The sequence below is a fragment of the Ruegeria sp. HKCCA5839 genome, from assembly GCF_013035585.1.
Lineage (GTDB): Bacteria > Pseudomonadota > Alphaproteobacteria > Rhodobacterales > Rhodobacteraceae > Ruegeria.
In genome coordinates this window covers 236491-256173 of the sequence record NZ_WQIE01000007.1, presented here as the reverse complement: position 1 = coordinate 256173, position 19683 = coordinate 236491, and the positions used below count along the sequence as shown (strand labels likewise).

Annotated in this window: 19 protein-coding genes; 7 read left to right on the top strand and 12 right to left on the bottom strand. The window is 57.9% G+C overall.

What is annotated here, in order from left to right:
• Positions 1–39 precede the first annotated feature (39 nt).
• Positions 40–1344: a UDP-glucose/GDP-mannose dehydrogenase family protein gene (locus tag GOV38_RS18250; protein ID WP_171103050.1), complete on the bottom strand. Its 1305-nt coding sequence runs from the start codon at positions 1342–1344 to the stop codon at positions 40–42.
• Between the two features lie 160 nt (positions 1345–1504).
• Here GOV38_RS18250 and gmd point away from each other — a divergent pair, with 160 nt between their 5' ends.
• Both gmd and GOV38_RS18240 read left to right on the top strand, forming a co-directional pair.
• Positions 1505–2629 carry a GDP-mannose 4,6-dehydratase gene (gene gmd / locus GOV38_RS18245; RefSeq protein WP_171132806.1) on the top strand — a complete coding sequence of 375 codons (1125 nt, stop codon included), beginning with the start codon at positions 1505–1507 and terminating at the stop codon, positions 2627–2629.
• Positions 2630–2642: 13 nt separating this feature from the next.
• Positions 2643–3620 (top strand): GDP-L-fucose synthase, encoded by a 978-nt coding sequence (locus tag GOV38_RS18240; protein WP_171208116.1) that lies wholly within the window; start codon positions 2643–2645, stop codon positions 3618–3620.
• Positions 3621–3638: 18 nt separating this feature from the next.
• Here GOV38_RS18240 and GOV38_RS18235 read toward each other — a convergent pair whose 3' ends face one another.
• From GOV38_RS18235 to GOV38_RS18215, 5 genes are all read right to left on the bottom strand, one after another.
• Positions 3639–4715, bottom strand: a complete 1077-nt coding sequence (locus GOV38_RS18235) for a DUF2793 domain-containing protein (protein WP_171208115.1) — start codon at positions 4713–4715, stop codon at positions 3639–3641.
• Between the two features lie 155 nt (positions 4716–4870).
• Entirely contained in the window at positions 4871–6307 is a 1437-nt protein-coding gene (locus tag GOV38_RS18230) for a mannose-1-phosphate guanylyltransferase/mannose-6-phosphate isomerase (RefSeq protein WP_171208114.1), read from the bottom strand.
• Positions 6308–6379: 72 nt separating this feature from the next.
• Positions 6380–7273: a UTP--glucose-1-phosphate uridylyltransferase GalU gene (galU, locus tag GOV38_RS18225; RefSeq protein WP_171208113.1), complete on the bottom strand. Its 894-nt coding sequence runs from the start codon at positions 7271–7273 to the stop codon at positions 6380–6382.
• Positions 7274–7848: 575 nt separating this feature from the next.
• Complete coding sequence (locus tag GOV38_RS18220; RefSeq protein WP_171208112.1) at positions 7849–9081, bottom strand: lytic murein transglycosylase; 1233 nt, start codon at positions 9079–9081, stop codon at positions 7849–7851.
• Positions 9005–9310 (bottom strand): hypothetical protein, encoded by a 306-nt coding sequence (locus tag GOV38_RS18215; RefSeq protein ID WP_171208111.1) that lies wholly within the window; start codon positions 9308–9310, stop codon positions 9005–9007. Before GOV38_RS18215 ends, GOV38_RS18220 begins: the two co-directional genes overlap by 77 nt.
• Here GOV38_RS18215 and GOV38_RS18210 point away from each other — a divergent pair.
• The 4 genes from GOV38_RS18210 to GOV38_RS18195 are packed head-to-tail and all read left to right on the top strand — an operon-like array spanning position 9309 to position 13195.
• Positions 9309–10160 (top strand): cytochrome ubiquinol oxidase subunit II, encoded by an 852-nt coding sequence (locus GOV38_RS18210; protein WP_171208110.1) that lies wholly within the window; start codon positions 9309–9311, stop codon positions 10158–10160. The two genes, GOV38_RS18215 and GOV38_RS18210, sit on opposite strands and share 2 nt — an antisense overlap.
• Entirely contained in the window at positions 10157–12247 is a 2091-nt protein-coding gene (locus GOV38_RS18205; protein WP_171208109.1) for a cbb3-type cytochrome c oxidase subunit I, read from the top strand. Before GOV38_RS18210 ends, GOV38_RS18205 begins: the two co-directional genes overlap by 4 nt.
• On the top strand, positions 12244–12876 hold the full coding sequence (locus GOV38_RS18200) for a cytochrome c oxidase subunit 3 (RefSeq protein WP_171132799.1): 633 nt from the start codon (positions 12244–12246) through the stop codon (positions 12874–12876). Before GOV38_RS18205 ends, GOV38_RS18200 begins: the two co-directional genes overlap by 4 nt.
• Positions 12869–13195, top strand: coding sequence for a cytochrome o ubiquinol/quinol oxidase subunit IV (locus GOV38_RS18195; RefSeq protein WP_254430464.1), 327 nt, complete (start codon positions 12869–12871; stop codon positions 13193–13195). Before GOV38_RS18200 ends, GOV38_RS18195 begins: the two co-directional genes overlap by 8 nt.
• Positions 13196–13199: 4 nt before the next feature.
• Here the strand turns inward: GOV38_RS18195 and crcB are convergent, their stop codons facing one another.
• Both crcB and GOV38_RS18185 read right to left on the bottom strand, forming a co-directional pair.
• Positions 13200–13559 carry a fluoride efflux transporter CrcB gene (crcB, locus tag GOV38_RS18190; RefSeq protein ID WP_171208108.1) on the bottom strand — a complete coding sequence of 120 codons (360 nt, stop codon included), beginning with the start codon at positions 13557–13559 and terminating at the stop codon, positions 13200–13202.
• On the bottom strand, positions 13556–13951 hold the full coding sequence (locus tag GOV38_RS18185; RefSeq protein WP_371808497.1) for a CrcB family protein: 396 nt from the start codon (positions 13949–13951) through the stop codon (positions 13556–13558). Before GOV38_RS18185 ends, crcB begins: the two co-directional genes overlap by 4 nt.
• A 210-nt stretch (positions 13952–14161) precedes the next feature.
• Here GOV38_RS18185 and GOV38_RS18180 point away from each other — a divergent pair, with 210 nt between their 5' ends.
• Complete coding sequence (locus GOV38_RS18180) at positions 14162–15742, top strand: FMN-binding glutamate synthase family protein (RefSeq protein WP_171208107.1); 1581 nt, start codon at positions 14162–14164, stop codon at positions 15740–15742.
• 17 nt (positions 15743–15759) lie between these two features.
• Here the strand turns inward: GOV38_RS18180 and GOV38_RS18175 are convergent, their stop codons facing one another.
• Genes GOV38_RS18175 through GOV38_RS18160 form a run of 4 tightly spaced genes read right to left on the bottom strand, consistent with a single transcriptional unit; the run spans position 15760 to position 19677 of the window.
• Entirely contained in the window at positions 15760–16416 is a 657-nt protein-coding gene (locus tag GOV38_RS18175) for an ABC-type transport auxiliary lipoprotein family protein (RefSeq protein WP_171208106.1), read from the bottom strand.
• On the bottom strand, positions 16413–17729 hold the full coding sequence (locus GOV38_RS18170) for an MlaD family protein (protein ID WP_171103072.1): 1317 nt from the start codon (positions 17727–17729) through the stop codon (positions 16413–16415). The genes GOV38_RS18175 and GOV38_RS18170 overlap by 4 nt, the downstream gene beginning before the upstream one ends.
• Before the next feature lie 6 nt (positions 17730–17735).
• Positions 17736–18551 (bottom strand): ABC transporter ATP-binding protein, encoded by an 816-nt coding sequence (locus GOV38_RS18165; protein WP_171132796.1) that lies wholly within the window; start codon positions 18549–18551, stop codon positions 17736–17738.
• A gap of 1 nt (position 18552) precedes the next feature.
• Complete coding sequence (locus GOV38_RS18160; protein ID WP_171132795.1) at positions 18553–19677, bottom strand: MlaE family lipid ABC transporter permease subunit; 1125 nt, start codon at positions 19675–19677, stop codon at positions 18553–18555.
• Between the last annotated feature and the right edge of the window lie 6 nt (positions 19678–19683).

Sequence of the window (19683 nt, the reverse complement as noted above, 5' to 3'; positions counted from 1 at the left end):
CGGGTGTCCCCGGACCTTTTCTTCCCTTTTGCTCAAACGTTACCGCCCAACCCCTACATAAGTCTCGAACCCGGATTTCAGCGCTGAACGTTTCGAGTAGATGTTGCGCAAATCGACCATGCGGGGGGTTTTCATTGCTTGTGCCAGATCGGCAAGGTTGAGCGCACGGAATTCGTTCCATTCGGTGAGCAAGACCACAGCGTCGGCATCCTTGGCGGCTTGATAGGGATCATCGGCCCAATGTACGCCCGGCAACAGCTCTTCGCCTTCGGCGCGGCCTTGCGGATCAACCACGCGGACTTGAGCGCCGCCACCGATCAGGGCAGGGACGATTGACAACGATGGCGCCTCGCGCATGTCATCGGTATTGGGTTTGAAGGTCACACCCAGAATGGTGATGGTCTTACCGTTGAAACTGTCGTTGCAGGCCTCGCGGATCTTTTCGATCATCCGCTTTTTGACCTCATCATTCACCCGCATGACGGTTTCGGTGATCTGCATCGGGTGCGCATGGTCCTGCCCGATCCGGGCCAAAGCAGCGGTGTCCTTGGGGAAACACGACCCACCATAGCCGGGGCCGGCATGCAGGAATTTGTTGCCGATCCGCCCATCCAGGCCCATGCCGCGCGACACTTCTTTCACATCGGCACCAACCCGTTCGCAGAGCCCAGCGATTTCGTTGATGAAGGTGATCTTGGTCGCCAGAAAGGCGTTGGCCGCGTATTTGATCATCTCGGCGCTTTCCAGATCGGTGGTCAGGATCGGGAAGTCGCGCAGGTAGAGCGGGCGGTAGATCTCGGCCATGACATCTGCGGCCCGGTCGTTTTCGACCCCGACAACGACACGGTCGGGGCGCATGAAATCGTCAATCGCCGCGCCTTCACGCAGAAATTCCGGGTTAGAGGCCACATCAAAAGCGGCATTGGGATTCGCTGCCGAGATCACCTGATGCACTTGACGGTTGGTACCCACCGGTACTGTCGATTTGGTCACGACAACAGTGTAGTCGGTCAGCGCATGTGCAATTTCCTCGGCGGCGGCCATCACATAGGTCAGATCTGCGTGACCATCCCCGCGCCGCGTGGGCGTTCCGACCGCGATGAACACCGCGTCGGCCCCATCCACCGCAGCGGCCAGATCTGTGGTAAAGCTCAGCCGACCCGCAGCCACGTTCTTGGCCATCAACACATCCAGTCCCGGCTCAAAAATCGGAACCTCACCGGATTGCAGCATCTCGATCTTGCTGGCGGCCTTGTCGACACAAATGACGTCATGGCCAAAATCTGAAAAACACACTCCCGACACCAGGCCGACATAACCGGTGCCGATCATCGCAATACGCATTCGTTAATATCCTTTGTTACTCAATACCGATGCTGGCGGGCACACACTCGGGGAAAGTTCCGCCGGATTCAATGCCTGACGCTCAGGTTGGGTTGCATTCGGCGCAATGATCCTGTTTTTGGGCGACAAAGACGGATTTAGCATCGAATAGGACACATCTATGACCAAGACAGCATTGATCACCGGCATTACCGGTCAGGACGGCTCGTATCTCGCCGAATTTCTGCTGGCCAAGGGATATGAGGTGCACGGGATCAAACGGCGAGCGTCTTCGTTCAACACGCAACGGATCGACCATATCTATCAGGATCCGCACGAGCCAAACCCAAAGCTGCGTCTGCATTATGGTGATCTGAGCGATACGTCGAACCTGACGCGCATCATTCAGGAGGTTCAGCCCGACGAGGTTTATAACCTTGGCGCGCAATCGCATGTGGCGGTCAGCTTTGAATCGCCCGAATACACCGCCGATGTTGATGCCATCGGGACTTTGCGCCTGCTGGAAGCAATCCGGTTTCTGGGGCTTGAGAAAAAGACCCGGTTCTATCAGGCCTCAACGTCCGAGCTTTATGGCCTAGTACAAGAAACCCCGCAGCGGGAAACCACACCGTTTCACCCGCGCTCGCCTTATGCTGTGGCCAAGCTCTATTCCTATTGGATCACGGTAAACTACCGCGAGGCCTATGGCATGTATGCCTGCAACGGCATCCTGTTTAACCACGAAAGCCCGCGTCGGGGGGAAACCTTCGTAACCCGCAAGATCACGCGTGGCTTGGCCAATATCGCCCAGGGGCTTGAGAGTTGTCTTTATATGGGCAATATCGACAGCCTGCGCGATTGGGGCCATGCCAAGGATTATGTGCGGATGCAGTGGATGATGCTGCAGCAGGACACACCCGAAGATTTTGTCATCGCGACTGGAGTGCAATACTCCGTGCGTCAGTTCATTGAATGGTCCGCAGCCGAACTGGGCGTGACGCTGGAATTCTCCGGTTCCGGCGTTGATGAAATCGCCACCGTGACCGCGATTGAGGGCGACAATGCTCCGGCGCTGAAGGTGGGCGACGTGGTCATGCGCATCGACCCCCAGTATTTCCGCCCTGCCGAAGTTGAGACGCTTCTGGGTGATCCCAGCAACGCCAAGGCCAAGCTGGGCTGGGTTCCGGAACTGACCGTGCAAGAGATGTGCGCCGAGATGGTGGTCGAAGATCTGAAAACCGCCAAACGCCACGCGCTGCTGAAAGAGCACGGGTTCGACCTGCCGGTCAGCCTGGAAAACGGCTGAGGAGGGGTTTGCGATGCGCAAGATCTATGTAGCAGGCCATCGCGGCATGGTGGGTGGCGCGATCTTGCGTCGTTTGCAAGCACGTCAGGCCGAAGGTGAGGCGTTGGAGCTGATCACACGCACCCATGCCGAGCTGGATCTGACCAGCCAGGCGCAGGTGCGCAATTTCATGCAGGCGGAACACCCCGATGTGGTCATACTGGCGGCTGCCAAGGTGGGCGGCATTCATGCCAACAACACCTATCCTGCGGATTTCATCTACGACAACCTGATGATCGAATGTAACGTGATCCATCAGGCCTTTGACGCTGGGGTCAAACATCTGCTGCAACTGGGTAGCTCGTGCATCTATCCGCGTGCGGTGCCACAGCCGATGCGCGAAGATGCGCTGTTGACCGGTGTGCTGGAGCCTACGAATGAGCCCTATGCAGTCGCGAAAATCGCCGGGATCAAACTGTGTGAAAGCTATAACCGGCAGCACGGGGTCGACTACCGCTCGGTCATGCCGACCAACCTTTATGGCCCAGGTGACAACTTCCACCCAGAAAACAGCCATGTTCTGCCCGCTCTGATCCGCCGTTTCCACGAAGCGCAGCGTGATGGGCTGGAAGAGGTGGTGATCTGGGGCACTGGCAAACCCCGGCGCGAGTTCCTGCATGTGGACGACATGGCCGAGGCGTCTTTGTTCGTGCTGGATCTGCCGCGTGATGTTTACGAGGCCAACACCGAACCGATGCTGAGCCATATCAACGTGGGTTGCGGTCAGGATGTCTCAATCGCAGAGCTGGCGGCGATGGTGGCGAAGACCACCGGATTTACGGGCCGTATCGCGCAGGATGTCAGCAAGCCCGACGGCACCCTGCGCAAGCTGATGGACGTATCGCGCCTGGCCGATATGGGTTGGCGCGCGGGTATTGGTCTTGAGGACGGTATTCGCGAAACCTATGCCTGGTTCCTCGATCAGGCGGATACCGAGATCCGGTCCAAGTAACCGCCTGAAAAGCCTGGCTCAGACCCAGCGACCAATAGCCACCAGAGTGGGGGCCAGCTGGGTCGGGTCTGATACCGCCGACAGGACTTGACCGCTGGCTTGCGTGCCAGATGGCGCGTCGAGGCCCAGAAAACGGCTCGCTGCACCAGCCGCACCGCTGACGGCAGGGGTGGCGCTTGTGGCGAAACCCATTGGGAAATCCCAGGTGAACACGGCGCTGGCAAACAGCGCGCCGGTGGCATTGGTGCAGTCAACCGCCGAAAGCGTCACCGTGCAGATCTGCGTTCCATCGGCAAAACGCACATAGTCTCCGTTGGCGTTCGACCCGCGCTCAATCACCGCGCCTGCGGGCGTGCCGCCGCTTTCCGAGACCGTGCCCAAAAGATTGCCGGGACCATAGCCGTAATCGGCCCGCATCAGACGCCCTGTAGTGGTGTCGTCGGCGCTGCTTTGCACCGCCGTCCCGCTGGCAACGCCCGTCGCCGGGTCGAACGCCAGCGCATCATTCCAGGTGCTGCCATCAGCAGACACTTTGATCGAAAACCCGGTATTGCCCGCCAGACCCATTTCGGCATGGCCGGTCCAGTTCGATTGAAACAACAGCGATGCGGTATCGCCTGCGCCTGCCTTGTTGATCTTCAGCTGATGTCCTGCCCCATCATGGCTCAGCAATGTGGCCGGGCCACGCACCGACAGGCGGTTTGTGCTGTCAGAAGTGGTCGCGATCCCAACACCGGGCAGGTTTTGCGTCGAAAGCGGCGGATCGATCCACGCGCTGCCATCCCAAACCTTCAACTGACCCGCGGCTTGATCCCAGGCGCGCCAGCCTTGGGCGGGCGTTACAAAATGCCAGGCATTATCCAACCACGCGGCAAGCTCGCCACCGTGACCGGCCCATTCCGCTGTGGGTGCCGCGCCCAAGGCATGAATGTCGCCCTGGGACGGCACCGCAGGGGGCGTTGCTGCGTTCATCGTGACTAAGCTCAACTGCACCACCAGATCCAGCTCGCGCAGGGCCTCGTTATGGGTGACGTGTTTCTGGGCCTGTGACGGTTGAAGAAACGGCAGTTTCAAACGGGGTGAGTTTTGCGACATCGGGCATCCTCCTGTGGCTGTCGGTCCGGCGCTGATTGCGCGCCACACTGCCGTGACGCGCATGAATCCCGCCTGACCAGGCCGAACGCCCGGATTTGGATTTGGAAAGGTTTGAGCCGCTGTTTGGGGCAGGGGCCAAGGCTCCTGCCCGCGTTTTAACTGCGTGCGTAGATGTCTTCGTAGCGGACGATATCATCTTCGCCCAGATAGGCACCGGTCTGAACCTCGATCAGTACCATGGGCACTTTGCCTGGGTTCTCCATCCGGTGAACCGCGCCCAGCGGGATATAAACCGACTGGTTTTCCGAGACCAGCTTGACCTCTTCGTCAATGGTGACCTTTGCTGTGCCTTCCACCACGATCCAATGTTCAGAACGGTGGTGATGCGATTGCAGGCTCAGCGCGGCACCGGGATGCACATGAATGCGTTTGACCTGAAACCGGTCACCGATCACCAGGCTTTCGAACCAGCCCCAGGGTCGGTGATCCACCGGCAATTGTTCGGCCTGTTTGGCGCCTTTGGCTTTCAGCGCGGCGACCGCCTGTTTAACATCCTGCGCCTTGTCCATGCTGGCCACCAGCACCGCATCGGGCATGGCGACGGTGATCACGTTCTCAAGCCCCATCGCAACAACCTCTTGCGCCGGAGATTCCGAGCGGACGAGGACGTTCTGACAGTCGATTGTCGTGACCTCACCGGTTGTAGCCACGCCGTTTGCGTCGGGATTGCTAAGCTCTTGCACCGCAGACCAACTGCCCACATCGGACCAGCCTGACGCGTAGGGTACAACGCTGAGGTTGCCGGCTTTCTCCATGACCGCATAGTCGATCGAGATATCCTGGACCCCGCTCCAGGCGTCAGGATCCAGGCGCAAAAAGCCCAGATCGCTTTGCGCCTTTTCGACCGCTTGGCGCACCGGCTGCATCAGTTCCGGTGCGTGCGTTTCGAACGCTGCGATAATGTCGCGCACGGCAAACAGGAAGATGCCCGAATTCCACAAGAAACTGCCATCGGCCACCATTGCATCTGCCGCGGCCAGATCCGGTTTTTCCACAAACTGTTCCAAAGCGACAGGCAGGCCCGATTGATCCGGTTTCTGGCTGAGTTTCAGATAACCATAGCCTGTTTCCGGGCGATCCGGTGTGATCCCGAAGGTCACCAGATCCTTGCGCTCGGTGATTGCCGTCAGACCCTTTTCCACGGCCGCATGAAAGGCCGCTTTGTCGGGCACAACATGATCCGAGGGTGCTACGATCATCACGCCATCCGGGTCGCTGGCCGCCAGATGCAGTGCCGCAGCCAGAACGGCGGGTGCCGTGTTGCGCCCGTCCGGTTCGATCAGGACCGGACCGGGATCAATACCCACCGCAGCCAATTGTTCTGGCACCACAAAGCGAAACGCTTCGTTGGTCAGGATCAATGGTTTGGCATACGGCGTTTCAGTCGGCCCCTGTAACCGGTCAGCGCAGTCCTGAAGCAGGCTCGTCTCTCCGATCAAAGGGACGAACTGCTTGGGATAGCTTTTGCGCGACAGGGGCCACAAACGCGTGCCAGAGCCACCGCACAGGATCACAGGATAGACTTTATTCATAATGCTGCTGCCTTTGTATGACTTTGGCACCAGCATATCGCAATGATTGCAACAAAGGTGAAGAGGCTATCGTTACTGAGCAGCCCGATCTGCGGCAATGATGTCATGCAGATAGTTGCTCAGGTCTTCGCGCAAATCGTCCCGTGCCAGCGCAAAGGCCACAGTGGCCTGCAGGAACCCGGATTTTGAGCCGCAATCAAAACGCTGACCTTTGAACCGATACCCAAAGACCGAGACATCATTCTTGATGTCCTGTGCAATCGCGTCGGTCAGCTGGATCTCGCCACCGCTGCCGACCTTCATTTCATTGAGGTTGTCCAAGACGGAAGGTGCCAGGATGTACCGTCCGATCACGGCCAGATTCGATGGCGCCTTTTCGGGCGCAGGTTTTTCAACCATGCCGCGGGCGGTCACAACAGCGCCCATGTCCTCTTGGACATCAAGAACACCATAAGCGCTCGTCTTTTCGGGTGCGACTTCCATGGTTGCCACCATGTTGCCACCGGTCTCTTGATAAGCTTCTACCATTTGCTGCAGACAAGGCTTGTCCGCTGCGATTACGTCATCAGGCAGCATAACCGCAAAAGGCTCGTTTCCGATCAGGCGACGGGCGCACCAGACCGCATGGCCCAGACCCAGCGCTTTGTGCTGACGGATATAGGCAATGGCACCGCTTTCCATGTTGGTTGCAGCCAAAGTGTCCAGCAACGCGTCCTTGCCTTTGTTGCGCAGCTCTTGTTCCAACACCAGATTGTGATCGAAATAATCTTCAAGCGCGGACTTGCCGCGTGACGTGACAAAAATGAATTCCTTAATGCCAGCGGCCCGCGCCTCATCAATTGCGTATTGAACCAGCGGTCGGTCGACCAGTGTCATAATCTCTTTTGGCACCGACTTTGTCGCAGGAAGGAAACGTGTTCCAAGCCCGGCAACGGGGAAAATAGCTTTCGTAACTTTACGTGTCATGTGACCTCTCAAATTTCACTCGTAACCGGAAAATGTGGTGCGCCGGTGTGTTCTCTTAGTCTTGCCAGGTTTGGCATTCAATCCGATTGACCTGCCAAGGCTTCAAGTGGTCGAATCCTGCCATCCGGGGCACAAAGAGTCAAAACCTGTAGACCCGCCACGCCTTTGATCTGCGAAGGGTGAAAACGCGATTTTGGGCGTATAAAGCAAAGCCTTTGCCCCTCCGAGATCGATCGGTATTCGCTTAGGCTCGCCCTTACCGAGCGGTTTTGACGCAGTGTTTTGCCAAAAATTTCACCACTTTGCAGCGCTTTGATCTCGGGCCGTCCCTCTGATGAGTGGCTTGGCAGCCTGTCAAAGGCGGGTCGTTTACGGTGAACAAAGAGACCAGTTTCCCCCCTTCAAATACACTCGTTCCTGTCCCTATGCGTAAGGCAGAATGGAATACTGTTTCCGAAATGAGAACGATGCGCGGCTGATTTGCGCACCGTTCTTTGGGTTTAATGGAATTGTTGCCTTGGTTTTCCCGAAAAATCCTTCGGTCCCGGCTTGATTCTACCCACTGGCGGGTAGCTTCAAGGCTTTAGCTTTCTCTTCATTTCAGCTTCGGGAAAACATGTAGGCTGTTCGCCCACTGCCTCTTGCCAGCGTCCTATCGAACGGCGCGTTTTGTAACCCGCCAGGCCGTCGACACCGCCAACATCATGGCCCATTTGCTCTAGAGCCAACTGCATTGCCGCAACATCGGACCGGTCGAGCCCCCCAACAGCCGCCCAACCGGCTTTGAAATCACCAACGCCATATTGAATCCGGTCCCCGACATGGCCCACAAACAGCGCATAGAGGTCGCTGAAATTATAGTCTTTCAGAACGTAGAAATTCGGCGTGACCACAAATGCAGGTCCATTGCGACCGGCAGGCATCATCAAGAATCCCTCCCCCCGCAGCTCATGCGGCGGAAACGGGCGGCCCGAGATGCGTGTGACGCCCAGATCGACCCATTCCTGAATGCTCCGCCCCTGGTCTGGCCCTTCCAGCGCACAAGACAGGGAGGCGGGCACGACAACTTCGAACCCCCAGTCGCGCCCGGTAACCCAGCCGTGTTGTTTCAGGTAATTTCCAATCGAGGCGAGTGTATCCTCGGCCGAGCCCCAGATATCGGCGCGACGATCGCCATTGCCGTCAACCGCATAAGCCAGCACATTCGATGGCATGAACTGTGGCTGGCCCAAAGCACCCGCCCAACTGCTTTTCATGTTGCGCGGGTCCACATGCCCTGCTTCGGCGATTTGAAGGGCTGCAATCAATTCGGTATTGAAATACGCGGCCCGCGTACTCATGAACCCTTTGGTGCCCAGCACGCGAAAGGCGTCATGAGGGATCGACACTTGCCCATATCCGCTTTCACGGCCCCAGATCGCCAACAGGATACGCGCGGGTACGCCGGTGTCCGCCTCGACACGCGCCAGAACGGATGCATGACGCTTCGCCATCTTCCGCCCTACCGCAGTCGTGCCTTGCACCGTGTTGGCATTGAAATAGCGCCCGGGCGAGCCGAACTCGGCCTGCGACTGTTCAGAGGGTTTGGCTTGCGTGCCGGGTGGAACCAGATCCGGCAGTTTCCAGTTCAACGTCACCCCGTCAAAGGCTTGCTCCATGGTACGCCGCGACACGCCTTTTTCCTTTGCGCGGGGCCACACCTCCTCTTGCAGCCAGGTTTGAAACTGACGTTCAATCGCCGCGCGATCCTGAGCGGCAGCGCAGCTTGCCCACAAGATCAAAGACAAAAAGAAAAGGCCCAAACGCATACCCGAAAAATGCGGTTACATCGAATGTGATGTCAACACATCCGGACCCGGCGCGAAAAGCCTTGAGAAAATCCGAAACTCTGCCGATAGTTGCAGTGATTTTGAGAAGGTAAGAGAGGCGCGCAGGCGTGGTGTATTTCCGGAAAAGTCCTGCCTTTGGGGTGCTTGCTGCGAGCCTACTTATCGTCTTCTCTTCGGTGCAATTGGCTTTGGCCAGCGACAGTTTCATGGACCCACAAGGCCCGATTGCTGCGGTCCAGAAAACCCATCTGCTGCGTGCCACAGCGCTGATCCTGATTGCCGTTATACCCGTTCTGGTTTGCGTGCCTCTGATTGCGTTGCGGTACCGTCGCCGGAAAAACAGCGGGGCTGCCTATCGGCCAGAATGGGATTTCTCGGCGCGGCTGGAATACCTGATGTGGGGCGTGCCGGTGGTGATCGTGGCGATTTTGTCCTTTTACCTGTGGAAGGCAACCCATCGGCTGGACCCCTACAGCGCGTCGTTCGGGGAAGAACCTGCGCTGAGGGTGCAGGTGGTTGGCCTCGATTGGAAATGGCTGTTCATCTATCCCGATCTGGGCATCGCCAGTGTCGGAGAGCTGGGCATCCCGATCAAGCAACAGGTGGCGATGACACTCACCACCGATACGGTTATGCAATCCTTTATGATCCCGGCCCTTGCCGGTCAGATCTATGCGATGCCGGGCATGACCACGCAATTGCACCTGGTCGCCGATACGCCCAAGACCATGCAAGGTGAAAACACGCAATATAACGGGCGCGGCTTTACCAAGCAGAAGTTTCTAACCCAGGCTATGCAGCCCGAGGATTTCAACGCATGGGTCGAAAGTGTGCGCGCAAATGGAATTCCGCTGACCGATCAGACCTATCGCACTCTGGCCATGCGGACGGACCGGGATGAGGCACAAAAAGCATTGGGCACTGCACAGATGCCACTGAACGCGCTGTATTTCACCTTGGAAGAAGGCGATCTGTTTCACAGCATTCTGCACCGGTATCACAGTGGTGAGCCTTTGGCGGTCGCCGACCAACCGGGCACGACGGAGTTTGGCCAATGACCTCTACCGACATTGGTTTCTTTGGGCGGCTGAACTGGGATGCGTTTCCGATTGCTGGTTTAATCCAGAACCCCGGCGCCAATGAGATCGTCGCCAACGCCGCCGCTGCGATTGTTGTTGTCGGCGTGGTGGCTGTCGTTGGGCTTTTGTCCTGGTTCCGCCTCTGGGGTCCATTGTGGCGCGATTGGCTGACCAGTGTGGATCACAAGAAGATCGGTATCATGTATATCGTCTTTGCCATCGTGATGCTGGCGCGCGGTGTGCTGGAAGGCGTGGTAATGCGAGCCCAACAAGCCGCGGGGCCCGGCGACGGATTCCTTGAGGCGGAACATTTCGCCGAGCTCTTTAGCACCCATGGCACCATCATGGTCTTCTTTGTTGCCGTTCCCTTTGTCTTTGGGGTGGCGAACTATGTTGTGCCGTTGATGATCGGCGCGCGTGATGTGGCCTTTCCGGTGATGAACCAGATCGGGCTGGGCCTGACGGTTTCGGCGGGCATGATGCTGATGGTGTCTTTGGTGGTGGGCGAGTTCTCGACCGGCGGGTGGACAGCCTATCCGCCCTTCACCGGTGCTGCGTTTAATCCGGGTGTGGGGCCAGATTACTGGATCTGGGCCATTGTCGTCTCGGGGATAGGCACCACCCTGACGGGGATCAATTTTGCAGTGACGATCTATAAGCTGCGCGCACCGGGGATGAAGTTCACGCGTCTGCCGATGTATTGCTGGACGATTATTTGCAGCTCGATCCTGATCATCTTTGCGATGCCGCCTTTGGGGGTGGCCGCGCTGTTGCTGGCCGCTGACAGGTATCTGGATTTCCACTTTTTCACCAATGATCTGGGCGGCAACATGATGAACTATGCCAACCTGTTCTGGCTGTTCGGCCACCCCGAGGTTTATTTGCTGGTGCTGCCCGCCTATGGCATCTATTCCGAGATTTTCGCCACCTTCTCGGCAAAACGGCTCTATGGATACAATTCGTTGGTGATTGCCACCATGTCGATTGCGATCCTGTCCTTTACCGTCTGGCTGCACCATTTCTTTACCATGGGCCAAAGCGCCCTGATCAATGCGGTGTTTGGCATCGCAACGATGCTGATTGCCATTCCGACCGGGGTAAAGGTCTATGACTGGATGGCCACGCTCTGGCGCGGGCGGATCCGGTTCTCGGTACCCATGCTCTATGGTCTGGCCTTCCTGATGCTGTTTGTGATCGGTGGGCTGAGCGGTGTGATCCTGGCCAATCCGACCGTTGATTATCAGGTACACAACACCCTGTTTCTGGTGGCCCATTTCCATAATGTGTTGCTGCCCGGCGTGTTGTTCGGGTTGCTGGCGGCTTACAATTACTGGTTCCCAAAGGCCTTTGGCTTCCGCCTGAACGAAAGCTGGGGGCGCATCAGCGTGGCGCTTTGGACCGTTGGCTTCATGCTGACCTTCCTGCCGCTTTATTTCGTGGGCCTGATGGGTATGCCGCGCCGCTCTTTCAGTTGGGAGGATCCCAGTTTCCACCCCTATATGATTGTGGCTGTCATCGGCGCACTGGTAATTCTGGGGGCGTTGCTGTCGATCCTGATGCAGCTTTGGGTCAGCATCCGTGATCGCGACAGCGCGCGCGTTCCTGTGGGCGACCCCTGGGACGGGCGCACGCTGGAATGGTCGATCCCGTCCCCTCCGCCCGAATATAACTTTGCGATCATCCCGCAGGTCACGGATCGCGATGATTTCGCCGCCGCCAAGGAACGCGGGCAGGCCTATCCAACGCCCGACTCTTATGAAGATATCGAGATGCGGCGCAATACCGGCATCGGGTTCCTGCTGTGTGTGTTCAGCGGCGTCTGGATGTTTGCACTGGTCTGGTGGATCTGGTGGCTGGCCGCGCTGATGACGCTTGCGATGCTGCTGGCCGTTATCCTTTGGAGCTTTGACACCAACACCGAAGAGATCATCCCCGCCGAAGAAGTCCGCAAAGATCATGAGGCCTGGTTGGCGCTGGTGCACAGCGCGCAAGCGGTGGATCGCGACCATGAAACAGCCCCGGAAAACCAGGGCCTCGCCCGACCGGATATGGAGGCCGTGACATGAAGCGCGCGCCTTCGCACAGTTATCCAGGGATCAACCTGGGCGAAAACCACGCCAGTGCCGACAAGGCAACCGAGGTGGTCACCTTCGGTTTCTGGGTCTTTTTGATGAGCGATCTGGTCTATTTCGGCCTGATGTTCGGCGTCTATATCACCATGATCGACGCGCAGGCTGGTGGGCCTGGCCCGCATGAGCTGTTTGATCTGAAAAGCATCTTTGCGCAGACCATGATCCTGCTGACCTCCAGCCTGACGGTTGGGCTGGCGATGCTGGCGTTGAAATACAACCTGCCGCGCCCGCGTATCGTGTTGTGGTTCGGGGTGACGCTGGTGCTGGGGATCAGCTTTCTGGTTCTTGAGATCCGCGATTTCGTCAACATGGCTGCGCAGGGTGGTATCCCCCAACGCAGCGGCTTTTTGTCGGCGTTCTATGGGCTGGTGCCCTTGCACGGGCTGCATGTGGCGGCGGGGTGTATTTGGTTGATCGTGCTGGGCATTCAACTGCGCATGATGGGCCTAACCGATTTGCTGATGTCGCGCATGGTGCGGTTGGCCCTGTTCTGGCACTTCCTCGATCTGATCTGGATCGGCATCATCACCATCGTGTATTTCGGAGGTCTGGCTTATGGATAACAGCTCGGAAATGCACCGCCGCGAGCGCCGCCGCTATGTGATCGGCTATGGCGGATCGTTGCTGCTTACACTTGTGGTTTTCGGGATCGCCTATGTGTTTGGAATCGAAAAACGCGGCGTGTACCTGACCATAGGGCTTCTGGGGCTGGCGCAACTGGTGGTTCAGCTGGTCTATTTCCTGCATATCGACCGCCGCCGCAGCAGCCGCGAGGATCTGGATCTGATCCTGTTCTCAACCCTTGTTCTGCTGATCATCATCGGGGGAACAGTTTGGATTCTGGGCAATCTGGCCGTGCGGATGCATATGCACGTGATGTGATCGCTCAGGTCAGAACCAAGCCAAGCCACAACGCGCCCCAGCACAGCAAAAGGCTTAGCAGGATGTTCCCAGCCGCATGGGCAAAGGTGCGGTTTCGATGCAGATCCAGCGTTTGATAGGCAAAGCTAGAAAAGGTCGTGAACCCGCCGCAAAAGCCAAAGATCAGGTGGCTTTCTTCGGGGCTGATGCCCTGTGCGCCGCCCAGATAGCCGGCCCAAAGACCCAGGATAAGGCTGCCCAAAACATTCACGATCAGCGTTGCAATGGGCAAATCACTTGTAATCTGCTGGGCCAGCCAATGACGCAGAACAGCGCCAAGCCCACCGCCGATCGCAAAGATCGCATGCAGATAGAGCGCGCTCATCCAACATCGCCTTTGCTGTGAAAGCTACGGCCAAGGCGCTCTCCGACCGCGGCGGCCCCCAGACCCAAGGCAATTTCGGCCACTATGGCGATCAGAAGCGGGCTTGGGCCGATCTCGGCCAGCCGCGCCAGTTCGGCTACGAAGGACGAGAAGGTGGACAATCCCCCGCAAAACCCGACCGCACCCAGATGCAGGATATGGGCGTGGACCTTGTGGCGAATGGCAAACAGCCAGCCCAGAATGAAACAGGCTACGATATTGATCCCGAAGGTAGCGGTCAGAAACGGCACGCCGGGGATTTGCAGCGCAAAAAGTTCGCGAAGCAGCGATCCGGCCGCGCCTCCGACAAAGACGGCTGAGTACATCCCAAGTTTCGGCCCGATGGTTGCCACGGCTTGTCCCTGCTGTGATCCACGCCCAAGCTGGCATAACGCGTGTCTTGGGCCGGATCAATCAAAGCGCACGCTGGTTTCTGCGGCTGAACCCCGACAAACCCTTGCCTTGTCACAGGAAACTGTTCACCCTCTGGTCAGGGCCTTGCCGTATTGAAAGGCCGTAAACGTTCGGGGATGCGGTCCTCGCCATACCCCAGGAGGATTGGGATGATCGTTCGTCGAATTTACTTTGCGGTGGCTTTTCTGGCTTTGCCGATAACCCTGCTGCTGGGCCTGCTCTGGGCGCCGATCCTGTGGCTGCTGGTGTTGATCCTGCCTTATGTGGTGATCGGAGCCTATGACATACTGACCACCAAACATAACGTGCTGAATAACTATCCGGTGCTGGGTCATTTCCGGTACATGCTGGAATTTGTCAGTCCCGAAATCCGCCAGTATTTCGTTGAAACCAATGAAAGCGGCCGCCCGTTCAACCGGATCGTGCGCGGGCTGGTTTACGCACGGGCCAAGGGGCAGGTGGATACGCAGGCCTTTGGCACCCAATATGACATTCTTGATGTGGGCTATCACCGCGCGAACCACTCGCTGGCACCCAAACATGTGGATGAAAGCGAAGAACGTGTGCTTCTGGGCGGACCGCAATGCGACAAGCCCTATAATGCCTCGCGTCTGAACGTGTCCGCCATGAGCTTTGGCGCGCTTAGCGCCAATGCAATCAAGGCGCTGAACGGGGGTGCTAAGGATGGTGGTTTTGCCCACAACACGGGCGAGGGCGGCCTATCACCGCATCACTTGGCCGAAGGTGGCGATATCATCTGGCAAATCGGAACCGGCTATTTCGGATGTCGAACGCCTGAGGGTGGCTTTGACAAGGACAAGTTTGCCGAAAAAGCGCAAAAGGATGTGGTCAAAGCGATCGAGATCAAGCTGTCGCAAGGTGCCAAACCCTCGCATGGTGGCGTGTTGCCCGCCGCCAAGGTCGATGAGGAGATCGCCGAAATTCGGGGCGTGCCGATGCATCAGGACGTGATCTCGCCGCCCATCCACTCGGCTTTCGATGGTCCGACCGGCCTGATGGAATTTGTGCAGCATCTGCGTGAGATGTCGGGCGGCAAACCTGTGGGGTTCAAGCTGTGCATCGGCAAGCCGTCCGAGTTCATGGCGATCTGCAAGGCGATGCTGGACACCGGGATCCTGCCCGATTTCATCACCGTTGACGGGGCCGAGGGCGGCACGGGCGCGGCGCCGGTCGAGTTTACCAACCGTCTAGGTATGCCGTTGAACGAAGGGCTGGTATTCGTCAACAACTGCATGCGTGGGATCGGCGTGCGCGACAAGGTGCGGATCATCTGCTCGGGCAAGGTGGCGACGGGCTTTGACATGGTCGAGAAATTCGCGTTGGGGGCCGATATGTGCAACTCGGCCCGTGCCATGATGTTTGCCATCGGCTGCATTCAGGCCCTACATTGCAACACCAATCGCTGCCCCTCTGGCGTGGCCACGCAAGACCCGATCCGGGGGCAGGCGGTCAATGTACCGCAGAAACGCCAACGTGTGCAGCGCTATCATGACGCAACGCTGGAAAGCTTCCGCGAGATTTTGGGCGCGATGGGCAAAGCCACGGTGGCCGAGCTTCACCCCTCGGACATTCGCCGCCGCATGGCGGATGAGGGCGAGCAGAGCTATGCCGAGATGTACGAATTGTTGGAGGACGGCGCGCTGCTGAACGGCGATGTCTCAGCCAAATATGCCGCCGCGTGGGAGCAAGCGTCGCCGGGGCATTTCTAGGTCAAAAGCCCGTGGGGTCAGCTTTCGACCCCGCGCGGGTTGTTGGCCGCATGAGTATTGATCCTGCGGATACTCCATTCCACAGCATCGCGCATTGTACCGCCCAATGCTTGGTCATAGGCAAGGACAAGATCCGGGGTCTGATCGCTGGCTGATGTTACATTCTCTTCGAACGAGGCGGATGCGATAATCTTGTCTTCGTACTCGTCGATAATCTTGATATTCAAGCGTACTTTGATCTGGATATAGGTGCTGCCATCGGGGTTGGTCAGAACATGGCCCTGAAACTCGCGCAGATCGGGCGAGACGACATAGTCCGCCCGCAACCCAACTGTCGACCGCCCTACGGCAGACACTTTTTTGGAGTTTTCAAAGCTCTCCACCAACAGCGATTGCACAATGGCGGGCGCGCGATCAGCCCATCGCGCCTGCGGCAGGTATTGGACCTGAAGCGGGGTAGGTTGAATTGCGATCTGATCGGTGTTCACGGCAGCCGTGGCTGTTGGTTCGGCCACGACAATCTGCTTTTGAATCCGCGGCAGCGATGATGAAAACGTGCTTTTGGGTGTCAAAAGATACAGATCATTGGGCTTGGACGCCTGTCGCAACGTATCCAAGCCGGTACATCCGGCCAGCGACGCCAAAACCAGAGTGACAATAAGAGGCCGGATCATTGACGGAACTCCGATGCTTGTGTGCCCAGCAAGAAGCGTGCGGGGTCGCTTTCGACCCTGTCCACCAATCGGTCGAGGCTGATGACCAGACGCTGGGACTCTTCGATAAACCGGACGAATTGCGGTAGGCCGACACGCAGGAAATCAGACACTTGGCGGCGATTGTCCTGAACAATTCCGTCAATCGTACCCAGCAATTCGGACGCCGATTGCGATGCGCTCAGGATATCGTCGGAAATTTCGTCGATCTTGCTTGTGACATTGGTGACGGTTTCTGCGACCTGATTTGCCGCGTTGCGAATGTCTGCAGCAACTTCGGAAATGTCTTCGTCCAAAACTCGGTTGGCTGAGTCAAACGCGCGTTTGGCAGAGTCCAGCGTACCTTGCGCGCTGTCCATCGCCAGATTGATCGACCCCAAGGTCGTATTGGCATTGGCAATGGTCTCGGTCGCGACGCCCAGGGCCACCTGGCCCTCGTCAGACAGCGTGGTCAGACTTTCTGCCAGGGTCGAGGCCCGTGCGATGAAGGGGCGAATGTCCTGCTCGATGACCCGTTCGGTTGTCTCAAGCGTGCCAGTGGCTGTTTCGAGCGTCGTTTTTGCGGTGTCAGTGGCATCCTTGATGCTGTTCAGCGTATCGGTCCCGGTGGTCAAGGTGGTTTCGGCCTTCTCAACCAGACTGTCCAGGCGTTTGGTGAAATCCCCGATCTCGCGCGCGGCGTTGCCCAAATCTCCTGACAGCGTTTCGAAATCTGACAAGGTCTTGTCCAAACGCCCCGAGGCCGAAGCGATATTGTCGAGAATGTCCGAGACCGATTTGCGGTTCTTGTCGTCTACGATGGAATTCAAGTTCTCGAGAAGGGTAATCGCCTCATCCAGCACCTTGGGCGCACCTTCAAACAAGGATTGAATGGTGCTGCGTTTGCTTTTGATCACACTATTTTGCGGCAAGCGTTCGGCTGATGGAGAGCCCCCGGACAACTCAACATATGCAACGCCGGTTACACCCAGAGATTGCAACTGCGCTATGGTGTCTTCTTTTACTGGAATCTCAGCATCTATCTCGATCCGAACGCGCACCTTCGACGGGTCGTCCTGATCAAGGTTCAACGCGATGACCTGACCAACAGGCAGGCCGTTATAGTTCACGCCACCTGCCGCAGACAGGCCCGAGACATTGTCGAACAGCACGTCATAATAGGCATATTGGCGGGTCACTTCGAATTTGGCGAGCCACAGGAAAAAGCCAAACGCGGCCAGAATACCCCCAAGTGTAAAGGCGCCGATCAGGATATAGTTTGCTCGGGTTTCCATTGCCTCTTACCTGTCCTGACCCTTTTCCTGCGCCGCACGGGCGCGGGGACCGGTGAAATATTCTTGCACCCAAGGGTGATCGACTTTGGTCATATCTTCAATCGGACCCTCAACTAAAACGCGTTTTTCCGCAAGCACCGCGATGCGGTCGCAAATCGCATAAAGACTGTCCAGATCATGGGTTACCATGAATACGGTCAGCCCCAGTGCCTCTTGCAACTCGCCGATCAGGTCGTCATAGGCGGCAGCACCGATCGGGTCCAAACCAGCGGTGGGTTCGTCCAGAAACACGATCTCGGGGTCCAGAGACAAGGCCCGGGCCAATGCTGCGCGCTTGCGCATGCCGCCCGACAGCTCCGACGGAAACTTGCTGCAGCTGAACTGCGGCAGGCCAACAAGGCTGATCTTGAGCCCGCCCAGCGATTCCATCAGACTTTCGCTAAGGCGGGTGTGTTCGCGCAGCGGGGCCATGACGTTTTGCAATACGGTCAACGACGAAAACAGCGCGCCATCCTGAAAGGCGACGCCCCAGCTTTTCTCGATCCGTTGCCGCTCGGATTCCGGGCCGTTCAAAACATCGACGCCCAACACTTCGATACTGCCAGCCGCGGGCTTGTTCAGCCCCACAATCGTGCGCAGCAGCACCGATTTGCCCGTACCGGACCCCCCCACGACGCCCAGCACTTCGCCGCGCCAGACATCCAGGTTCAAATTGTCATGCACCACCTGCTCGCCAAACCGGTTGGTCAGGTTGCGGACCTTGATCACGGCCTCGCGCTGCGCACTGGATTTATGGCTGGTTTGAATCACGGTCCCGTCCATGTCACAGCCCAATCTCGGAGAAGAAGATTGAGAACAGCGCGTCCAGCGCGATCACCATAAAGATCGACTGCACAACCGAGGCGGTGGTGCGCTGTCCAACGCTTTCTGATGACCCCTGCACCTGCATTGCCTGCCAGCAGGCAATCACACCAATCACAAGCGCAAAGAAGGGGGCTTTGATCAACCCAACTGCCAATTGGGCCACTCCGGTATTTTCCTTAAGCCGCGTCAGGAACATGCCGGGGCTGACCCCCAGGTCAATCCAGCTCATCAATGCGCCGCCGATAAGGCCCGCCATATCAGCCACAAAGCCAAGGATCGGCAGCATGATCAGCAAGGCCAGCACGCGCGGCACGACCAGCACCTCGACCGGGTCCAGTCCCAGCGTGCGCATGGCGTCAATCTCTTCCTGAACCTTCATCGACCCGATTGAGGCGGTGAAGGCCGAACCGGATCGGCCTGCCACGATGATAGCGGTCAGCAAGACGCCCAATTCCCGCAGCACCGAGATCGAGATCAGTTCGACCACAAAAATCTCGGCCCCGAATTGTTTGAGCTGCGTGGCGCCCTGAAAGGCCAGCACGACCCCGATCAGAAACCCCATAAGGGTCACAATGGGCAAAGCTTTGAACCCGGTCTGCTCCATCTGCGTGAACAAAGCCGCGCGGCGCAAGCGCCACGGCATGATCAGCGTGCGGACCAACCGGTGCAGGGTCAGGCCAAGAAATCCAAGGATTGACAGCGTGTCATGCCAGCCGCCGACGGTCCGTTCGCCGATCCGCGCTACCCACGGGATGAACCCGCGTGGCGGAGCTTGAACCCCGGCCTCTTCCGGGATGTTTTTGGAGACCGTTTCGATCAATGAGGCATGGGCCGGTTGTAACCCCAGATACTCCACCTGTGTGCCCGCAGCCCGAGCGCGCCGGGACAGATCCGCCACCAACCAGGCACCACCGGTGTCCAGCGCCTGTACCTCGGAGAAATCCAGCCGCATTTGGGGTCCATCGGCCTTGATCGACCGGAACGCACCTTCGACCGCATCCAGCGACTGCGTCAGCAGATCTCCTGCGATCCGCACCAAGGGGCCGGATGCGTCCGTTTCCGTGGTTATTGAAGGCCGTGTCATGGTGCC